Consider the following 14336-nt stretch of genomic DNA (forward strand, 5'->3'; position numbering starts at 1 on the left):
CGAAGCGACCGGCGCGGCGGCAGCCGAGGCATCGGAAGCCGTTGCGGCGGGCGCGGACGCAGCCGCGGCGGATGCCGCGTCGTCGGCGAGCGCGGAGCCGACGCCGGCCGCGATCAGCGAGCCGGCCATCAGCAGGGACATCAGAAGTTTGCGCATCTTGGGTTTCCTCTTGTCGCTTGTCTTGTCTGTTCTGTTACAGCGCGTCTGCGCCGGTCTCCCCGGTGCGAATCCGGATCACCTGTTCGATCGCCGTGACGAAGATCTTGCCGTCGCCGATCTTGCCGGTGCGCGCGGCCCGCTCGATCGCCTCGACCGCCTGGTCGACGAGATCGTCGGACACGGCGGCCTCGATCTTCATCTTCGGCAGGAAATCGACCACGTATTCGGCGCCGCGGTACAGCTCGGTATGCCCCTTCTGGCGCCCGAACCCTTTCACCTCCGTCACCGTGATGCCTGAGACGCCGAGGGCCGACAGCGCCTCGCGCGTCTCATCGAGCTTGAACGGCTTGATGATTGCGGTAATGAGTTTCATGAAGTCCTCTCGCTGGGTTGTCCCGTCGAATTGGTTGGAATGTTGTAACGGACTCTTCTCAGCAACTCGCATGCCATGTTGGCCCGAGCACCGTTTCAAAGGGCTTCATCAAGGGGTCGCATCCCGTGATGTAAGGTGCGGAAGCCCGGCCGAATGGTCAACATGGCCCGGTTTGCTGGCGCGGCGAAAGGATCGTTGCTAGAGTGCACGCACGTCCCGGATCACCGGGGCATTCACCCATGCGGGCGCCATGCCCGGAATTCGCGCTCCGGGCGCACCATTTCCGGTCATGCGTGCATCATGGGCACGTACGCAACTGAAGATGCACATTTTTTGTGCAAGGAAGGGGAATCACATGAAGCAACCCAGCGACGTTTTCAACGATCTGCAGTCGCGCGTCAGCGATCTGCTGAAAAACTCGCCGGCCAAGGACGTCGAGCGCAACGTGAAGGCCATGCTGTCGCAAGGCTTCTCGAAACTCGATCTCGTCACGCGCGAGGAATTCGACACGCAGGCCCAGGTGCTCGCCCGCACCCGCGTGCGCCTCGAGGAACTCGAGAAACGCGTCGCGGAACTCGAGCAAAAACTCGCCGCGCCGCAAGCCTGACGCCCCACCCGGCCGCAAGGTCCGGGCGCGGGCCGCCTCGTGCGGCCCGCGCCCGCCGCCCCCGAAGTACTGAACTGAAGTACTGAAGTCGCCCCCGCTCTTCGTCGTCCGTCGTTCTCCGCAGTACCCCCGCTCTTCGCTGTTCCTCGCTCTTCGCTGTCCCTCGCTCTTCGCTGTCCCTCGCTCTTCGCTGTCCCTCGCTCTTCGCTGTCCCTCGCTCTTCGCTGCACCCCGCTCTTCGCTGTCCGTCGTTCCGCAGTCCCTCGTTCTTTCCCCGCGCCACGCCGGCAAGCGCGCACCGATTCTCCGATTCCCGCGGCATGCGGCCCCGAACGGCCGTCGCCCGTCCGTCTTGTTTACAGGAGCCTCGCCATGTCGCTCGCCGTGGTGCGCAGTCGCGCGCCCGCCTCCGGCCGCGCGCCGGACGTCACCGTCGAAGTCCATCTCGCCAACGGGTTGCCGTCGTTTTCGATCGTCGGCCTGCCCGATCTCGAAGTCCGCGAAAGCCGCGAGCGCGTCCGTGCCGCGCTGCAGAACTGCGGCTTCGAATTCCCCGTGCGCCGCATCACCGTCAACCTCGCGCCGGCCGACCTGCCGAAAGAGTCGGGGCGGTTCGACCTGCCGATCGCGCTCGGCATCCTCGCCGCGAACGGCCAGATCCCGGCCGACGCGCTGGCCGGCCGCGAATTCGCGGGCGAGCTGTCGCTGACGGGCGCGCTGCGGCCGATGCGCGGCGCGTTCGCGATGGCGTGCGGGGTGGCGCGGGACTGGCAGGCTGCGGAAATCGGCGCAGCTTCCGGTTTGCGCTCCGGCGCCCTTTCCGATTCGGGCCACGGTGGCGGGGTGTCGGGTCCGGATTCGAGCGCCGCCGCCCTGTCGAGTGCCCCCGAGCTGTACCTGCCGCTCGCCAGCGCCGCCGAGGCCGCGCTCGTGCCGGGCGTCACCGTGTTCGGCGCGCCGGACCTGCCCGCGCTGTGCGCGCACCTCGCCGGTGCGCCGGACGCCCGGCTCACACCGGTCGCGGCGCCGTGCCTCGACGGCCTGCCGATGCCCGCCGCCCCCGATCTCGCCGATGTGGTCGGCCAGCGCGGCGCCCGCCGCGCGCTGGAAGTCGCGGCCGCGGGCGGCCATCACATGCTGATGGTCGGGCCGCCGGGGGCCGGCAAGTCAATGCTGGCCGCACGGCTGCCGGGCCTCCTGCCGCCGCTGACCGACGACGAAGCGCTGACCTCGGCCGCGCTCCTGTCGGCGAGCCGCCTCGGCTTCTCGCCCGCGCAGTGGCGCCGGCGGCCGTTCCGCGCACCGCATCACTCGTCGAGCGCCGCCGCGCTGGTCGGCGGCCGCAACCCGCCGCAACCGGGCGAGATCACGCTCGCGCACCTCGGCGTGCTGTTCCTCGACGAACTGCCCCTTAGGTATTGGGCTCCTGTCTGTCCACCCCGCCCACCTCAGTCAGCGGCCTCTGCAAGTAACTGCCCATGACTTCTTTGATGAGGCCTTGAATGGTTACTTTCTCCAATCGTCTCATCGAGAGCTCGGCCGATTGTCGAATCAGGGCATCCACCATCCCCTTCGGTAGCCGCAGCAGCACTTGTTCCGAATTGGGTTGACCTTCCCACGTTTGCATCTCCCGCCTCCTACCGGCCAACGCGCAAACGCGCCGAAATGGGTCGTAAATACCGTGGCCTTAAACAGATGATAAATGGACGATCGCCCTATGCAAAGGGTATCGTCCTCACCTGAATACGCCGAACACCTTGTGAGGCTGGGCTTGGCCATTCGATCGACAAGAAAGCAGCTAGCTCTCTCGCAAGAAGCGTTGGCTGATCTGGCTGGCATCGATCGTAGCCACATGGGGAAAATAGAGCGAGGCGAGCGCAACGTTAGCTTGCTCAACGTAGTACGCATTGCCCACGCTCTAGAATGCAAGCCGTCTGATCTGCTCAGAAGCGCTCAATTATGAACTGGCACGGTCCAGCCATTCAAAGATGACCGGACCTTCACATTCGTCGGCGAATGAATGCCTCGGGCTCTTGCCCATGTTGCGACAACCGACCAATTGCAGCATCACAAGTTTTCAGCGTCTTGCTCAGGCTCCCGGAGTTCTAAGACAGGGGATGCTCGAGCCTTAGGCTTGCCGGGATACACGCTGAACGAAACAGGTCGACCAACTTTGATCTTATTCGCCCCAAAGTACCCCGTTTTGTGGAAGAAAAATTCGCCCTTAGTGGCATCATCGGTGATATAGCCATAGCTTCCGCTGCCACCATCCAGATACTGCATTTTGTATTTCTGAATGACTCCAGTTCGACGTGTCGCAACGGCGTATAAGAGATCGTCACATGCACGAACAACCTCTTGAGCTTTGGGACGCGCTTCCGGGTCCACCTGAATGCAGCGCTCAATAATCTTCCAGAGATCGGTCTCCAACGCCTCGGTAGCCTTGTGCCCGCCGAACCACGAGGGTTCTTTCAACGTGATGCCCTTGACTGAGAGCATCGCGACATTCCGAATCGCCATGCGCCCATACCCGAATGGTGGCTCTCCGACGAGAAGCTGGTACGCAATGCACCCCAGCGCCCAAATATCCATAGGCTGTCCAGCCGACTTCCAGTCTTCCCAGCATTCTGGCGCCATATATGGCACCGCGCCGAGCAGCGTGTTGGACGAAGTCAACGTCGATTCGTCTCTATCAAAAAGCTCCATCTCGGCAGCAATCTCCGATTCCGCGAGCTTTGCGATACCAAAATCCGTCAACTTGATCGAACTCAAGCTTGGATCACCCGAGGTCATAATGTTGCTTGGCTTAAGGTCTCGATGACAAATCCCAACTCGATGCGCCTCGTGTATCGCCCGCGCAATGTGATGAACAACATGTGCCGCCAACGCCGGGTCCAAAAACATGAATTCATTCGAGAGCCTCCGCCCGAGATCCACACCCTCGATGAATTCTTCGACCAGGAAAGTGAGTCTTTCGTCCTCGTAATAATCAAACGTCGAGGCCACGTTCGTATGAACGACGCGCGCTCCCATTTCGGCCCCGCGCCTAAATCGACGATCCTTCACGCCATCCTTCGGCGTCTTCAACGCCACATGGCGATCTAAAGCTCGATCGTAGCAACGATAAACTTCCTGCATACCACCGGCCGCATGAAATCCTTTGATCTCGTACCGGTCTATCAGTACTGCACCAGGTGCAAATTTACTCACAGGATTACCTCCGGTTGTGACGACGTGAATGTCACCCACTGCCTATTCGATCCGAGGTCTGGGCTACCGTAAGTCAATACGCACGACTCGTGCAATATCATCCCCACAACGGCCGGGTCATTATTTATATAAACGTGTCCGGAAACGTCAGTCACCATGAAGGCCAATCCGTCATAATTCGCCTTCAACGTACCCAACGAGCCAACTGTTATGGTCACATTGGGTTTTGCATGCGACAACTCAAAAACCTCTCGATTCCCCTCCGTAAACAGCCCCTTGTGCCTTCCCCTAGTCAAATGGCGAGCAAAAACTTTGCTGAACTCATCTGCATCCGGTCGCAAACTCGGATCAGGTTCCAAGCATGCATCAATCATTCGAATGATTTCCGTATGAAGAAGACCCGGGAGCGCCGTTTCAATCGAAGGAGCAAGGGCCGATTCTTGAGGCGGGCGCTCACGTAGCTCGCGCGGATATGTATCAGACGCCAATGCCCACGCACAAACGCCGAGGGCATATATGTCCATCTCTGGGGTAATTTTGGCGTGGGGGACGTAAAGCTCCGGGGCTGCGTAGACGAGAGTCCCCCTATTCATCTTGGTGTTGTAATCAACACCCGAGACAGAGATACCAAAATCAAATAATTTCAGAACACCCGACTCGGAGCTTTTAATATTATCCAGCTTGAGGTCTCGATGAATGATGCCGACCGCATGCAAATCCCTCAGAGCACATCCAATTTGATATAGGATTTTTATGTACAAGTACGGATCATCTTTTGCTTTCAGATGAAAATCGGTATACCCATCCCCACCAAGATACTCGATGATAATACCTCGCACACCCCCACTTTTCGACGTTATCACGTCGTATATTTCCACTACATGACGCGATCGTGCTCGAGACAGCCCCCGAATCTCGTTAAGCAGCTGATCGTTGTTACTTTCGTCCTGCATCGACTTAAACAACACCGTGCGATCGAGATATGAATCCCGCACCTTTTGAACACTCCCGAAACCACCGGGCATTACGGTGCCTGTAAGAGGTTTATAGCGCGACGGAAGCATAATATAATCAACCCCGTAGTTATATTTATTCCGACTTTGGCGAATCGTCGTCAGTCGAAACTACAATTTTTGGTCTCGCCTCGTTGTACTGCTCGTTAGCCTTCTCCCCAACCTCAAGGTCAAGCTGCGGGTTCGGACTATTTTCAACTGAGCTCTTTTTCTTATTCTTTCCGGACGATCTTCTCCCCCCCTTTTTTTCAGGTTGGGGAGCAGGCTCGCCCACTCCGGCCTTTTCTTGCATCCTCGGTTCCGCTCGCTGACGACCATAGACATCTGTCAGAACAAGCTTTGTGTCAGCGAACCAGAAAGTTATCCGATTACGGGGGTATCCGCCAACTCCGTAGCTTGAGGCCAGAGCTATAAATTGCTCGACATCTTGAATGGCGACAACTGATACGTTGTCGATCCCGCCCATCCAGAACGCAGATGTGATTACACGGCGGACCAAGTCTGATGCCGACGGGGCATTCCTCACTATTGCTGCAAACCCCTCTGGCGCGGCTTTCCATGCACCGTCAGACGCAATAACAGCGCCCCTTGTGAATTCATTACGCCCAAACACGACGATACGCAAGTCCGCAGAAGAGCGACCCGCCTCACCAATTGCCTGCGACAAACTCCCTTGCAACCCCCGCTCATTGAGAGCAGAGATGTCTGCTCCGCGCAGATTTCGCAACTCATTCTCCAAGGTGTCATCGACGCTCACTTGTCGAAGCTGCTGCTCACCTTGATCCCACGCAAAGAGGCGACTATCACCAATGTTGGCTGCCGCAATGTCTCCCCTTGAGGAGGCTAGCAGAATACTTGCTGTAGTCGCCCCCTTTCCGGCAAGCGCTCGCCGCACCACATCGTCCATATTGCGGACGAGTTGAGGCAACAGATCTCGGACGGGCGTAGCTTGAGAAACCTCCGCAAGGTCACCAATGCACGTTGCCAGCGCAATCGCAGCGGCCGCATCGCCCATCTCAGATCCACCAACTCCATCGCAAACTAGGGCGACAGCGAAACCCTGGCCACACAGCGACTTCACATGAGCAACGCCGGCCCGGTCTTCATTGCGTGCGCGTTGACTGCCAGGATGGACACCGATCGCGACATCCAGTGCCTCTATTTTCCTCGCGATTGGAGTACTCCAATCCGCGTACAAAATCTCGGCTAGCAGCTCTGGACCTGCTGCCCCGGATAGTGCGCGACGAAGGTCTTCGATTGGTCTATTCATCGTAATTTTTAATAGATGAGGCCATAACGCTGGTGATATAGGTAACAAAACACCAGCCGTGGTACTAGTTGCGTCACGTCAAGAGTCAGATCCGGAAATGCCACTCTCCGGAGCGCCCTCCACGTCAAGTGTCTTCAACCTCACATATTCCTCGACCGACAGGACGACCACCACCGGACGTCCGTGCTTCTCAACCATAACCGGCTGCGCCCTAGCCGTGTCGATGAGGCGGCCAAAATTGTACTTGGCATCTTTTGCCGACAATGTTTGCATGACTTCACCCAGCAAAATTTTCCACTCACATTATGGCCAAAATGGCCAAAAAGCAACAATATCTGCCAGCTCACTCGATTTCGGCACATCCCCCGTTCGCCCGGCGCGCCAGCGCCCTCGGCTGACGGGGAGGGCAGAGCAGACACCCTCAAAATATCGGACCGCCGCGCCCGACACGGTCGAGACCTAAATTTTCGCTGGATATTCGAGTGTGCTTTTGCTAACGTAGAACTTGACAAAACTTGACGGCCGCTGCTTGGTTCGCTACCATCCGCCGACTATGCTCAATCTCAGATCCGTTCAAGCCAAAATGGCCGAACTTGGCCTCACACAAGCCGCCGTTGCGGAGCAGTGTGGGGTCAGCAAGGAAGCCGTTTCAAATTGGTTGTCAGGCGAGTCCATTCCGCGCCCGAAGAAGCTTCGAGCTCTGTCGGAGACGCTGGGGCTTGAGATCGACGTATTAACAGCCGGCGAGGGCGTGTTGCCGTCGCCGGTTGTGGCTTACCGCACAAAGAAGAATCGTCCCGCTAGCGGCCCGGCACTTGAAGCAGCCGCAGAAGTCGCAAGCCATTTGCGAGAATTGGTGCCGTTCACTCAAAGTGGGAGTCTATTTTCGCCGCCGGTACTCCAGTCTCCCTCACTGGATGAGGACTATATTCGTCGAGCTGCTCAACAGACGAGACAGCGCATCGGTATATCTGAAGTTGCTCCACTCACCAGAGAGCAATTAATCGACCTTCATCGCGCATTCGGCTCCATTCTCGTGCCAGTCTTATGGGGTGAAGGCAAGTCTGGCCATGAAAATGCATTGAGCGTTTATTTGCCAGAATCGAAGACTTCGTGCGTCGTATTTAGCTTGAATGCGCGAAACGACGATTTCAACTACTGGCTCGCGCATGAGCTTGCACATTGCTATACCCTGCACGCTCTCCAGGGAGATGACGGCGAGGCGTTTGCTGAGCGCTTTGCCCAGGAGCTGCTGTTTCCACATGCGGCAGCCGAGGCTGCGCTTTCGGACATTTGCTCAAGCCCTTCACCAATGGAGCGAGCTCGCTATTACGCACAAGCACACGACATCTCAATTGTTACGGTCATCCGACAAATTGATCGTGTCGCGAGGCTGCAAGGTGTCGCACCGTCAGGACTTGAGACCGATGAGTTCTGGGAACACTGGAATGCAAACCGCACCACTGTCCCAACAGTCGGGCATGCTCTCTTTGGAGCTGAAAAGCTCAACCTCGCCGCTTACGTGTGTGAATGCGAGAGAGTCTTCGGCACGCCGATTTTTCAGGCAATTGCTCGTTGGCAACAGCATGAAGGGGGACGGTCACCGTCGTTTATCGCGGCCGCGCTCAATATGAGCTTGGAGGACGCAGTCGAACTCTCCCGCTACTTGGTAACTCACTGCTCTCACTGAAGCGTCGGCGCGAGCTCGCCGAATAATTGCTGATACAACTCGCGCCAGGCTCGAGGCAATTTTTCGTCGCAGCGCAGCCACGACGTAACCGTGTTCCTCCGCTCACTCGCATCGAAACAACCGGCCTGTTCCAACATGTGCAGCACATGAAGGCTGGTGATGATTTCGATCTGGTAATCGTCTTCGGACGTCAGATCCTCGACGATGAGCTTGAGAGGCCACTCATCGCTGGCAATTACGGCCTCAAATACCGCAGCAGTCGCAAGAAGCTCAAGATCACGTGAGGATAGGCTCTTGGGCGGAATCCCCTCGCGCGCGCAGTGCCTCTCGAGATACGCCTTAGCGTACGGCCTGAGCTGCCTGACCTCCATTGCGACGTCCTCCCGATCGTGATCCGGCAGGTCGGGCAAAGCCCCATTCACTTCTTCGGCGGCCAGATCTGCCGCCACCCATGCATATTCGCGCCCCAACCGCGGACTTTGACGAAATTCTTCAAGCAAAGAGCCCAAAGTCAAGATTCGATATCCGCCAACATCGGTCCCGAGAAACGGACGCAACGAGGAATGGTAAATCCGCAAAAAGCAGTTGGTGTCGACCAGCAACAACCGCGGTTCTTGCTCAATGCCATCATCCATTTGCCCGATACCACCCTCAATAAGATAGTTGCCGCTGTCGCGGCAAATGAGCGGGATTACGGACACCCATCCATTGCCACCGAAAGAATCTGACCGCATTATAGCGTTCAGCGGCACCAAGATCTGCCCCCTTTCCTGGAAAGGCCAAGTTATCCACAGATTTGGTGCCAATTCTGGCACTTTCCCTCAATCCACATGTCGATGCCAAGCTTTGAAAATGCGAGAAGCTCCACTGCTGAGGAGATTTGCGCACGCATTGCGGATCGCGTTCGCGCGGAACGCCGGAATCTACAACTCTCCCAACAAGAGTTTGCTATCCAGTGCCAGGTTCCGCTTCGAACATACAAGCGCTTTGAACTTGGGGAGTGCGATTCACTTGCAACTTTCGTCAAGATAGTTGCCGCGTTCGATCGCATAGTGGCGCTTGAGTTGCTATTTCCCCCCAAGCAAGTTGACACCGCACCACGCAATGCGGTTGCCTTGCTGAGCCGCCTGGTCCAACGACTCGACGACAAGAAATAGCCGGGCTCGCCTTGCACGCATGCACGGGAGGCCATCTGCCGCACGGAGCGCTAATACAGCACTAAATCAAGTTTGTCGGACAATGGTGAAGAGCGATCTGGTCGCAGCGGCGCCATCTACAATCTCGACGTACTCCATGCGAGACGTACATTGCAAGGAGAACCATCTTAGGGATAGCACTAGCCCAAAACGCCTCAGGTCCGTACGGACTCGGCATCAAAGCATCGGCATCGGAGTTCCCCAACATGCTGCTATTTCTAGATACCGAATACACAGGCTTTGGTCAGCTGCAGCCGAAACTCATCAGTCTCGCCCTCGTAGCCGAAGACGGCAAGCGGGAATTTTATGCCGAACTGAGTGACACATGGCAGCATGATGATTGCACCGAATTCGTAAAGCAGCAGGTCCTACCGCTGCTCACTGGGCCCGGCACGCCTCTTGTAGAAGCCCGCTCAACACTACGTACGTGGTTCGCAGATGCACCGCGCTTTGCAAAGGTCGCATGTGACTCTCAAAAGGATTGGGGATTCCTGCTTGACCTCCTCGGTACGCCCCGCCCCGAAAACCTTGCCGACCAGTACTATGATCTACGTCCGCTGATCGACACGGCCGTCTACCATTCTGCGGTAGATGCGTATTTTCAACTGGATGCCCGGGAGCACCATGCACTAGTAGACGCGCGAGCCTACCGGCGTGCCTGGCTTGCGTGGATGGACCACAAGAAAACGTTAACCCGCTAGACAGGGCCCCTTTCTGAATGTCGACACCATCGACGTTAGATCAATTGTTACTTTAATATCTATTGATCAAATTTTCTTATTTTGATCGGAGAAAAATTGGCACGCGATGAATTTTCGAGCTCGGTTAAACGAGCCCTTGCAGAACGAGCCGGATATCGCTGCTCATTTCCGGGCTGCGACGCAGAAACCATTGGACCAAGCGACGAAAGCGAAGATGCAACGTCAAACACTGGTACTGCCGCACACATATCAGCGGCATCCAGCGGGAAGGGCTCGAGACGATATGATGCCTCGCTAACGCCGGAACAACGATCGTCCATTGAAAACGGACTATGGTGTTGTCGTCACCACGGAACCTTGATAGACACTGATGAGGTGACCTATTCGACGCAGATGCTAAAGAAGTGGCGTGAGATTGCGGAACGAAAAGCGCAGATCCGGCAACGCCACCCAGGCGTACGACTCTCTAGACATCCAGAATTAGTCAACATAGGGATAGCAGTTGAATGCCTGAAGTTAGCCGCCGACAATCGCATCAATCAAATTATCGGACAGGCTATTGTTCACTGTTACATTGAGGACGTTTGGGGAAAATCGTTTGCAGATTCAATAAGAGACTTTCTAATCGAATATGCAAAAAACGCCTTCGAACACGCAGGGGCCAAAAGCATTACGATTAAACTTCAATCGCGAGAGATTGTTATCGAGGATGACGGAAAGCACTTTGATCCGAACACATTGATCGAACATTCTCATGGTCGAGGCGGACGAGCTGCTTACCGTGCATTGCGCAACACACTAAGGCTACCCACGATTTCGTCGACCAATCAATCTGGGACCGGAAATCTCGTATACCTTCCGCTTGTCGCCAATGCTTGGGAACTCGAAACAACCAATCCCTGCACTGTAAACATCGACATTCATAATCTTCGCTCTTCACGCTTTTCGTTCAAGTCATACGACTCTTGCGATTGCATCTACATAGTTGCCCCAGAATACATAAGCTACAGCGACTGGACACCGCTTGGAGGAATCGTTTACTCGGCACAACAGACGGGGAAGCGAATTGTTGTCATCGTGTCGAAAGCATCTGCCGGCGTCATCGAGTTCGGTCGCGAGCAATTGCCGGGCGTTGAAATAGTTGAATGGGGGAGGGAATGACGTCCCTCCGATTACAAAACTATGCGCGCTAGTTCTCATATTGATATCGGACAGCAAACTCTTTAATTCTGGCAAACATCTTCCCCACTCTCACTCCAGCAAGTCTCTCAACAGCAGATTGCCAACCAAATCCTACCCATAGACACATTAAAGCACCTGAAAATGCTGCAGCGCCGAGCGAGAACGATACAAGCATTTTACTTGTCGTAGGATGGACGCCGTCGAAAATGATCCAGTCCGGGTGAAAGAAATGTGCGTATGTTGTAAATGACATCAAGACGCCCCCAGCGATCGTGAACGTTTTCGCGGCACCCCAAACAACAACGTTGTATGCTGCCGAGATGAATTTGGGGGTCACGGCGCACCCAAAAACTCCGCAACAAATGAAGGTTGCAGCTTGAGGCACAACCACCATCGAGAAGATCGCAATATAAAATCCTATGCCACCCAACAAATCATAAGAATGCTTGAGCAGTGTGTTTTTCAGGAATGAGCCAAATTCGGTAAGCGGCACTCCATCCGAACCGATCGCCCCAAGCGCGATCGCCGTCTCCGTCAGTATTGGTGTAACTACCGAAGTTAGCCAAAACACAAATGTGATTACCGCAATCACGTCGGCACGATTTCGACGCAGGTCAATGATAAATGCCGCGGATATTGCTGGAAAGAAGATAGCTAGCAAGACGTACATCGCTCAGTTTCCAATAAGATATTTTTATCTTTTAATCAGCAAGGCCTTTCGACTTGCAAGATTAATCAAACACTACGCTCGCGCGCTGCCGGGCTGCTGTTCGGCGGTGATGAGCTCAGTCGCACGCGCAGCGCCGAGATCTCTGCTTGTTGTTCGATGCACACGATCATTAACGCATGGTATTTAGTTTCGACATCTTTCAAGCGCGCAGCTAAGATCTTTGACTGCTGCCGGCGCTTCTTCTTGTGCGTCGCATCCGGCGCGGCAGAGGCATCTAGTGAAGACCTTAGGATTTCTTCAACAAGATCGCGATGGTTAGCATAGAGATTTGCCCGATTCACGCCGGCCGCCCGACAGATCCTGCTGACGGAAAGCTTCTGAGAGGCTCCCGCTCCTTCGAATAGCAAAAGCGCCGCCCGCACTCGCTCCGAAACGGTCAAATCCGATGTCCTATCGGCGTGATCACTGACATCCGTCATCATTCGTCACCAATTGGGATTTCTTGACAAGTTGCGCAAGCACATTTCGTGATGTTCTTAACCGTCCGTCTACAAGCAGCCTCGTTTGCTCCGGCAATCCAGGACGGGCCAAAAATGCTTCTTCGTCACGCACACGCGCTTCCCACCAGGATCGATGTTCGGCCGTAACTACGAAGTTCCGGCATCCTCCGCAAACGTCAGGTGAGCGATAGATCTCATTTGGCCCGCGATCGTCGCCTCGGCACGCAGAATGCACTTTGGAGTACACGCAATATCCCCAGTCACATGGCGCAAGCTGCACCCCTTTATCAATCAAATTGCTAACCAGCGCTGTAAGACTCTTCCTCCCCCGGAATTCCGCCGCCTGACTTCGGATACGTTCAATTGCAGATGCCGCCTTACCTCCAAGGCTATTGCACGTCAGAAGCTGCTCCAGGCCCCGGGCTAGCTCTAGCCTATCTTGCTCCTTAAGCAGCCGGAAAAGTTCGTGATCCGGCCTCACATAGCAATCGTCTGTAAACGACCGATACGCATGCCCGAGCTGTGCGGCGACTGATTCCAAGCGGCTTTTGTCACGCTTCACTGCAAGTTGCGCGAATGTCTTCCTCAACATATGTGGATGGATCGATGCAGCCTGCACGGCGTCCGCTCTAACGCCTGCTGCCGCAAACATTCTAAGCCGCCTCATTAGCGCAGTCGGCGTCCATCGCCGTAGCCGCCGACCATGCATGAACATAGGAGCACCTGTAGGTCGCTGCACTAACAATGCTTCAGATCTACGATTTCCCGAAATCCGAAACGACGTCAGCCTCGCTAAGTACTCCACAATTCTTGGAACGGGGTCACCGGCCACCCATCGTCGCATCGCTCCTCGTTTCTTTGCAGCAGGGCCGTTGAGATAGACCAGGGGAAAATCTTTGTCTACGCCGTCCGTAGCAAGACAATCAACATTCAGTGCTATCAGTTCACTGGCGCGAAATCCAACGAGAACGAGCAACAAGAAGACGCACGCACCCTCTGTAACGGAGAGGGCTAGACCAAGCGTCTGAGGCACAGGAGCCGTAATGGTCAGTGCGTCACACAGTTTCAGATATCGAGGGTCGGTGGCGACCATACTGTAGAACGTCTTCGACCGCTTCCTGCGTTCCCAGCGTCTTAGCCCCACTGACCTCTCGCTTTCCTTCCACGCATCGTGCACAACCTCCTGCACGAAGATCCCGAATTGATCGAGCCAGGTTAGACCGTCTCTTATCAGAGCGAAGGCCACATCGTCGTCCAGCGCAGACCATGGCCGAGCAGGCCGCGTCCTCACCCGTGTTCGTATCTCATTCTCTAACAAAGCGATATCGACGCGGATCGGATACGGGTACTTTCCTCTGAGTTCCCACATGAGACTGAACTCATAGATCCAGCGGTTGACGGTAGTTTCGCACGGCGAAGAACCACGTGGCTTGATTCCGTGAAAGAACTCCAAAAGGTGGTCCGCATCGATATCCGAAAAACGCCATAAGTTCCTCGCAACCATCCATCGTACGATCATCCTCAACCTGCTGAAACCCTGACAGAGCGTGGTGGGGCTGTACGACTTACGTCTCGGGTTCGTCGGTCCATACATCAAGAGGTAAAGCGCTTTTGCCGAGCTCAGAAGAACATGTCGCTGATGTTTCGTTCCAACACGTGCAGGAATCACGTCCCCCCAAGAGATCGTGAGATCACCGTCGGGCTGCAGTCTGCTTGCCTTAATACGCCATACTATTCGCCCTGCATCAGCAATACTCGTATCCAT

General features: G+C 55.8%; 14 protein-coding genes and 1 pseudogene. 6 read left to right on the plus strand and 9 right to left on the minus strand.

The window, feature by feature from the left end:
- Positions 1-193: 193 nt before the first annotated feature.
- A complete protein-coding gene (locus BDO18943_RS33290) occupies positions 194-532 on the minus strand; it encodes a P-II family nitrogen regulator (RefSeq protein WP_027789049.1) in 339 nt (112 codons plus the stop codon).
- A gap of 355 nt (positions 533-887) precedes the next feature.
- On the opposite strand from BDO18943_RS33290, the gene BDO18943_RS33295 reads away from it, so the two are divergent.
- The 3 genes and pseudogenes from BDO18943_RS33295 (at position 888) to BDO18943_RS33305 (ending at position 3102) form a co-directional block, all read left to right on the plus strand.
- Positions 888-1139, plus strand: coding sequence for an accessory factor UbiK family protein (locus tag BDO18943_RS33295; protein ID WP_006489451.1), 252 nt, complete (start codon positions 888-890; stop codon positions 1137-1139).
- 372 nt (positions 1140-1511) lie between these two features.
- Positions 1512-2549, plus strand: a pseudogene (locus BDO18943_RS33300) (YifB family Mg chelatase-like AAA ATPase); the annotation flags it as partial.
- A 307-nt stretch (positions 2550-2856) separates the two neighbouring features.
- Complete coding sequence (locus tag BDO18943_RS33305) at positions 2857-3102, plus strand: helix-turn-helix domain-containing protein (protein ID WP_105778828.1); 246 nt, start codon at positions 2857-2859, stop codon at positions 3100-3102.
- Between the two features lie 104 nt (positions 3103-3206).
- Here BDO18943_RS33305 and BDO18943_RS33310 read toward each other — a convergent pair whose 3' ends face one another.
- From BDO18943_RS33310 to BDO18943_RS33325, 4 genes are all read right to left on the minus strand, one after another.
- Positions 3207-4349, minus strand: a complete 1143-nt coding sequence (locus BDO18943_RS33310; protein WP_210771959.1) for a serine/threonine-protein kinase — start codon at positions 4347-4349, stop codon at positions 3207-3209.
- The gene (locus BDO18943_RS33315; RefSeq protein WP_175025626.1) at positions 4346-5374 is read right to left on the minus strand and encodes a protein kinase domain-containing protein; all 1029 of its coding nucleotides are present in this window, start codon (positions 5372-5374) and stop codon (positions 4346-4348) included. Before BDO18943_RS33315 ends, BDO18943_RS33310 begins: the two co-directional genes overlap by 4 nt.
- Positions 5375-5438: 64 nt before the next feature.
- Positions 5439-6632, minus strand: a complete 1194-nt coding sequence (locus BDO18943_RS33320; protein ID WP_175025627.1) for a PP2C family protein-serine/threonine phosphatase — start codon at positions 6630-6632, stop codon at positions 5439-5441.
- Positions 6633-6710: 78 nt separating this feature from the next.
- Positions 6711-6905 carry a type II toxin-antitoxin system Phd/YefM family antitoxin gene (locus tag BDO18943_RS33325; protein WP_105855466.1) on the minus strand — a complete coding sequence of 65 codons (195 nt, stop codon included), beginning with the start codon at positions 6903-6905 and terminating at the stop codon, positions 6711-6713.
- A 310-nt stretch (positions 6906-7215) separates the two neighbouring features.
- Between BDO18943_RS33325 and BDO18943_RS33330 the strand changes: the two genes are divergently transcribed.
- Entirely contained in the window at positions 7216-8322 is a 1107-nt protein-coding gene (locus BDO18943_RS33330) for a helix-turn-helix domain-containing protein (protein ID WP_235996257.1), read from the plus strand.
- Here the strand turns inward: BDO18943_RS33330 and BDO18943_RS33335 are convergent.
- Entirely contained in the window at positions 8316-9077 is a 762-nt protein-coding gene (locus BDO18943_RS33335; protein WP_175025628.1) for a hypothetical protein, read from the minus strand. The two genes, BDO18943_RS33330 and BDO18943_RS33335, sit on opposite strands and share 7 nt — an antisense overlap.
- Before the next feature lie 647 nt (positions 9078-9724).
- Between BDO18943_RS33335 and BDO18943_RS33340 the strand changes: the two genes are divergently transcribed.
- Positions 9725-10219: a 3'-5' exonuclease family protein gene (locus tag BDO18943_RS33340; RefSeq protein WP_175025629.1), complete on the plus strand. Its 495-nt coding sequence runs from the start codon at positions 9725-9727 to the stop codon at positions 10217-10219.
- A gap of 96 nt (positions 10220-10315) precedes the next feature.
- Positions 10316-11380, plus strand: a complete 1065-nt coding sequence (locus BDO18943_RS33345) for a sensor histidine kinase (RefSeq protein ID WP_175025630.1) — start codon at positions 10316-10318, stop codon at positions 11378-11380.
- Between the two features lie 28 nt (positions 11381-11408).
- On the opposite strand, the gene BDO18943_RS33350 is transcribed toward BDO18943_RS33345, so the two are convergent.
- From BDO18943_RS33350 to BDO18943_RS43180, 3 genes are all read right to left on the minus strand, one after another.
- Complete coding sequence (locus BDO18943_RS33350; RefSeq protein ID WP_175025631.1) at positions 11409-12071, minus strand: hypothetical protein; 663 nt, start codon at positions 12069-12071, stop codon at positions 11409-11411.
- 65 nt (positions 12072-12136) lie between these two features.
- Positions 12137-12553 carry a hypothetical protein gene (locus BDO18943_RS33355; RefSeq protein ID WP_146606243.1) on the minus strand — a complete coding sequence of 139 codons (417 nt, stop codon included), beginning with the start codon at positions 12551-12553 and terminating at the stop codon, positions 12137-12139.
- On the minus strand, positions 12534-14336 hold the full coding sequence (locus BDO18943_RS43180) for a site-specific integrase (protein ID WP_407649941.1): 1803 nt from the start codon (positions 14334-14336) through the stop codon (positions 12534-12536). Before BDO18943_RS43180 ends, BDO18943_RS33355 begins: the two co-directional genes overlap by 20 nt.

This window comes from Burkholderia aenigmatica, assembly GCF_902499175.1.
Classification (GTDB): domain Bacteria; phylum Pseudomonadota; class Gammaproteobacteria; order Burkholderiales; family Burkholderiaceae; genus Burkholderia; species Burkholderia aenigmatica.

Coding starts and splice junctions, on each gene's coding strand:
- BDO18943_RS33290 (WP_027789049.1), bottom strand. CDS start 532: ATGAAACTCATTACCGCAATCATCAAGCCGTTCAAGCTCGATGAGACG.
- BDO18943_RS33295 (WP_006489451.1), top strand. CDS start 888: ATGAAGCAACCCAGCGACGTTTTCAACGATCTGCAGTCGCGCGTCAGC.
- BDO18943_RS33305 (WP_105778828.1), top strand. CDS start 2,857: ATGCAAAGGGTATCGTCCTCACCTGAATACGCCGAACACCTTGTGAGG.
- BDO18943_RS33315 (WP_175025626.1), bottom strand. CDS start 5,374: ATGCCCGGTGGTTTCGGGAGTGTTCAAAAGGTGCGGGATTCATATCTC.
- BDO18943_RS33320 (WP_175025627.1), bottom strand. CDS start 6,632: ATGAATAGACCAATCGAAGACCTTCGTCGCGCACTATCCGGGGCAGCA.
- BDO18943_RS33325 (WP_105855466.1), bottom strand. CDS start 6,905: ATGCAAACATTGTCGGCAAAAGATGCCAAGTACAATTTTGGCCGCCTC.
- BDO18943_RS33330 (WP_235996257.1), top strand. CDS start 7,216: ATGGCCGAACTTGGCCTCACACAAGCCGCCGTTGCGGAGCAGTGTGGG.
- BDO18943_RS33340 (WP_175025629.1), top strand. CDS start 9,725: ATGCTGCTATTTCTAGATACCGAATACACAGGCTTTGGTCAGCTGCAG.
- BDO18943_RS33350 (WP_175025631.1), bottom strand. CDS start 12,071: ATGTACGTCTTGCTAGCTATCTTCTTTCCAGCAATATCCGCGGCATTT.
- BDO18943_RS33355 (WP_146606243.1), bottom strand. CDS start 12,553: ATGATGACGGATGTCAGTGATCACGCCGATAGGACATCGGATTTGACC.
- BDO18943_RS43180 (WP_407649941.1), bottom strand. CDS start 14,336: ATGGATACGAGTATTGCTGATGCAGGGCGAATAGTATGGCGTATTAAG.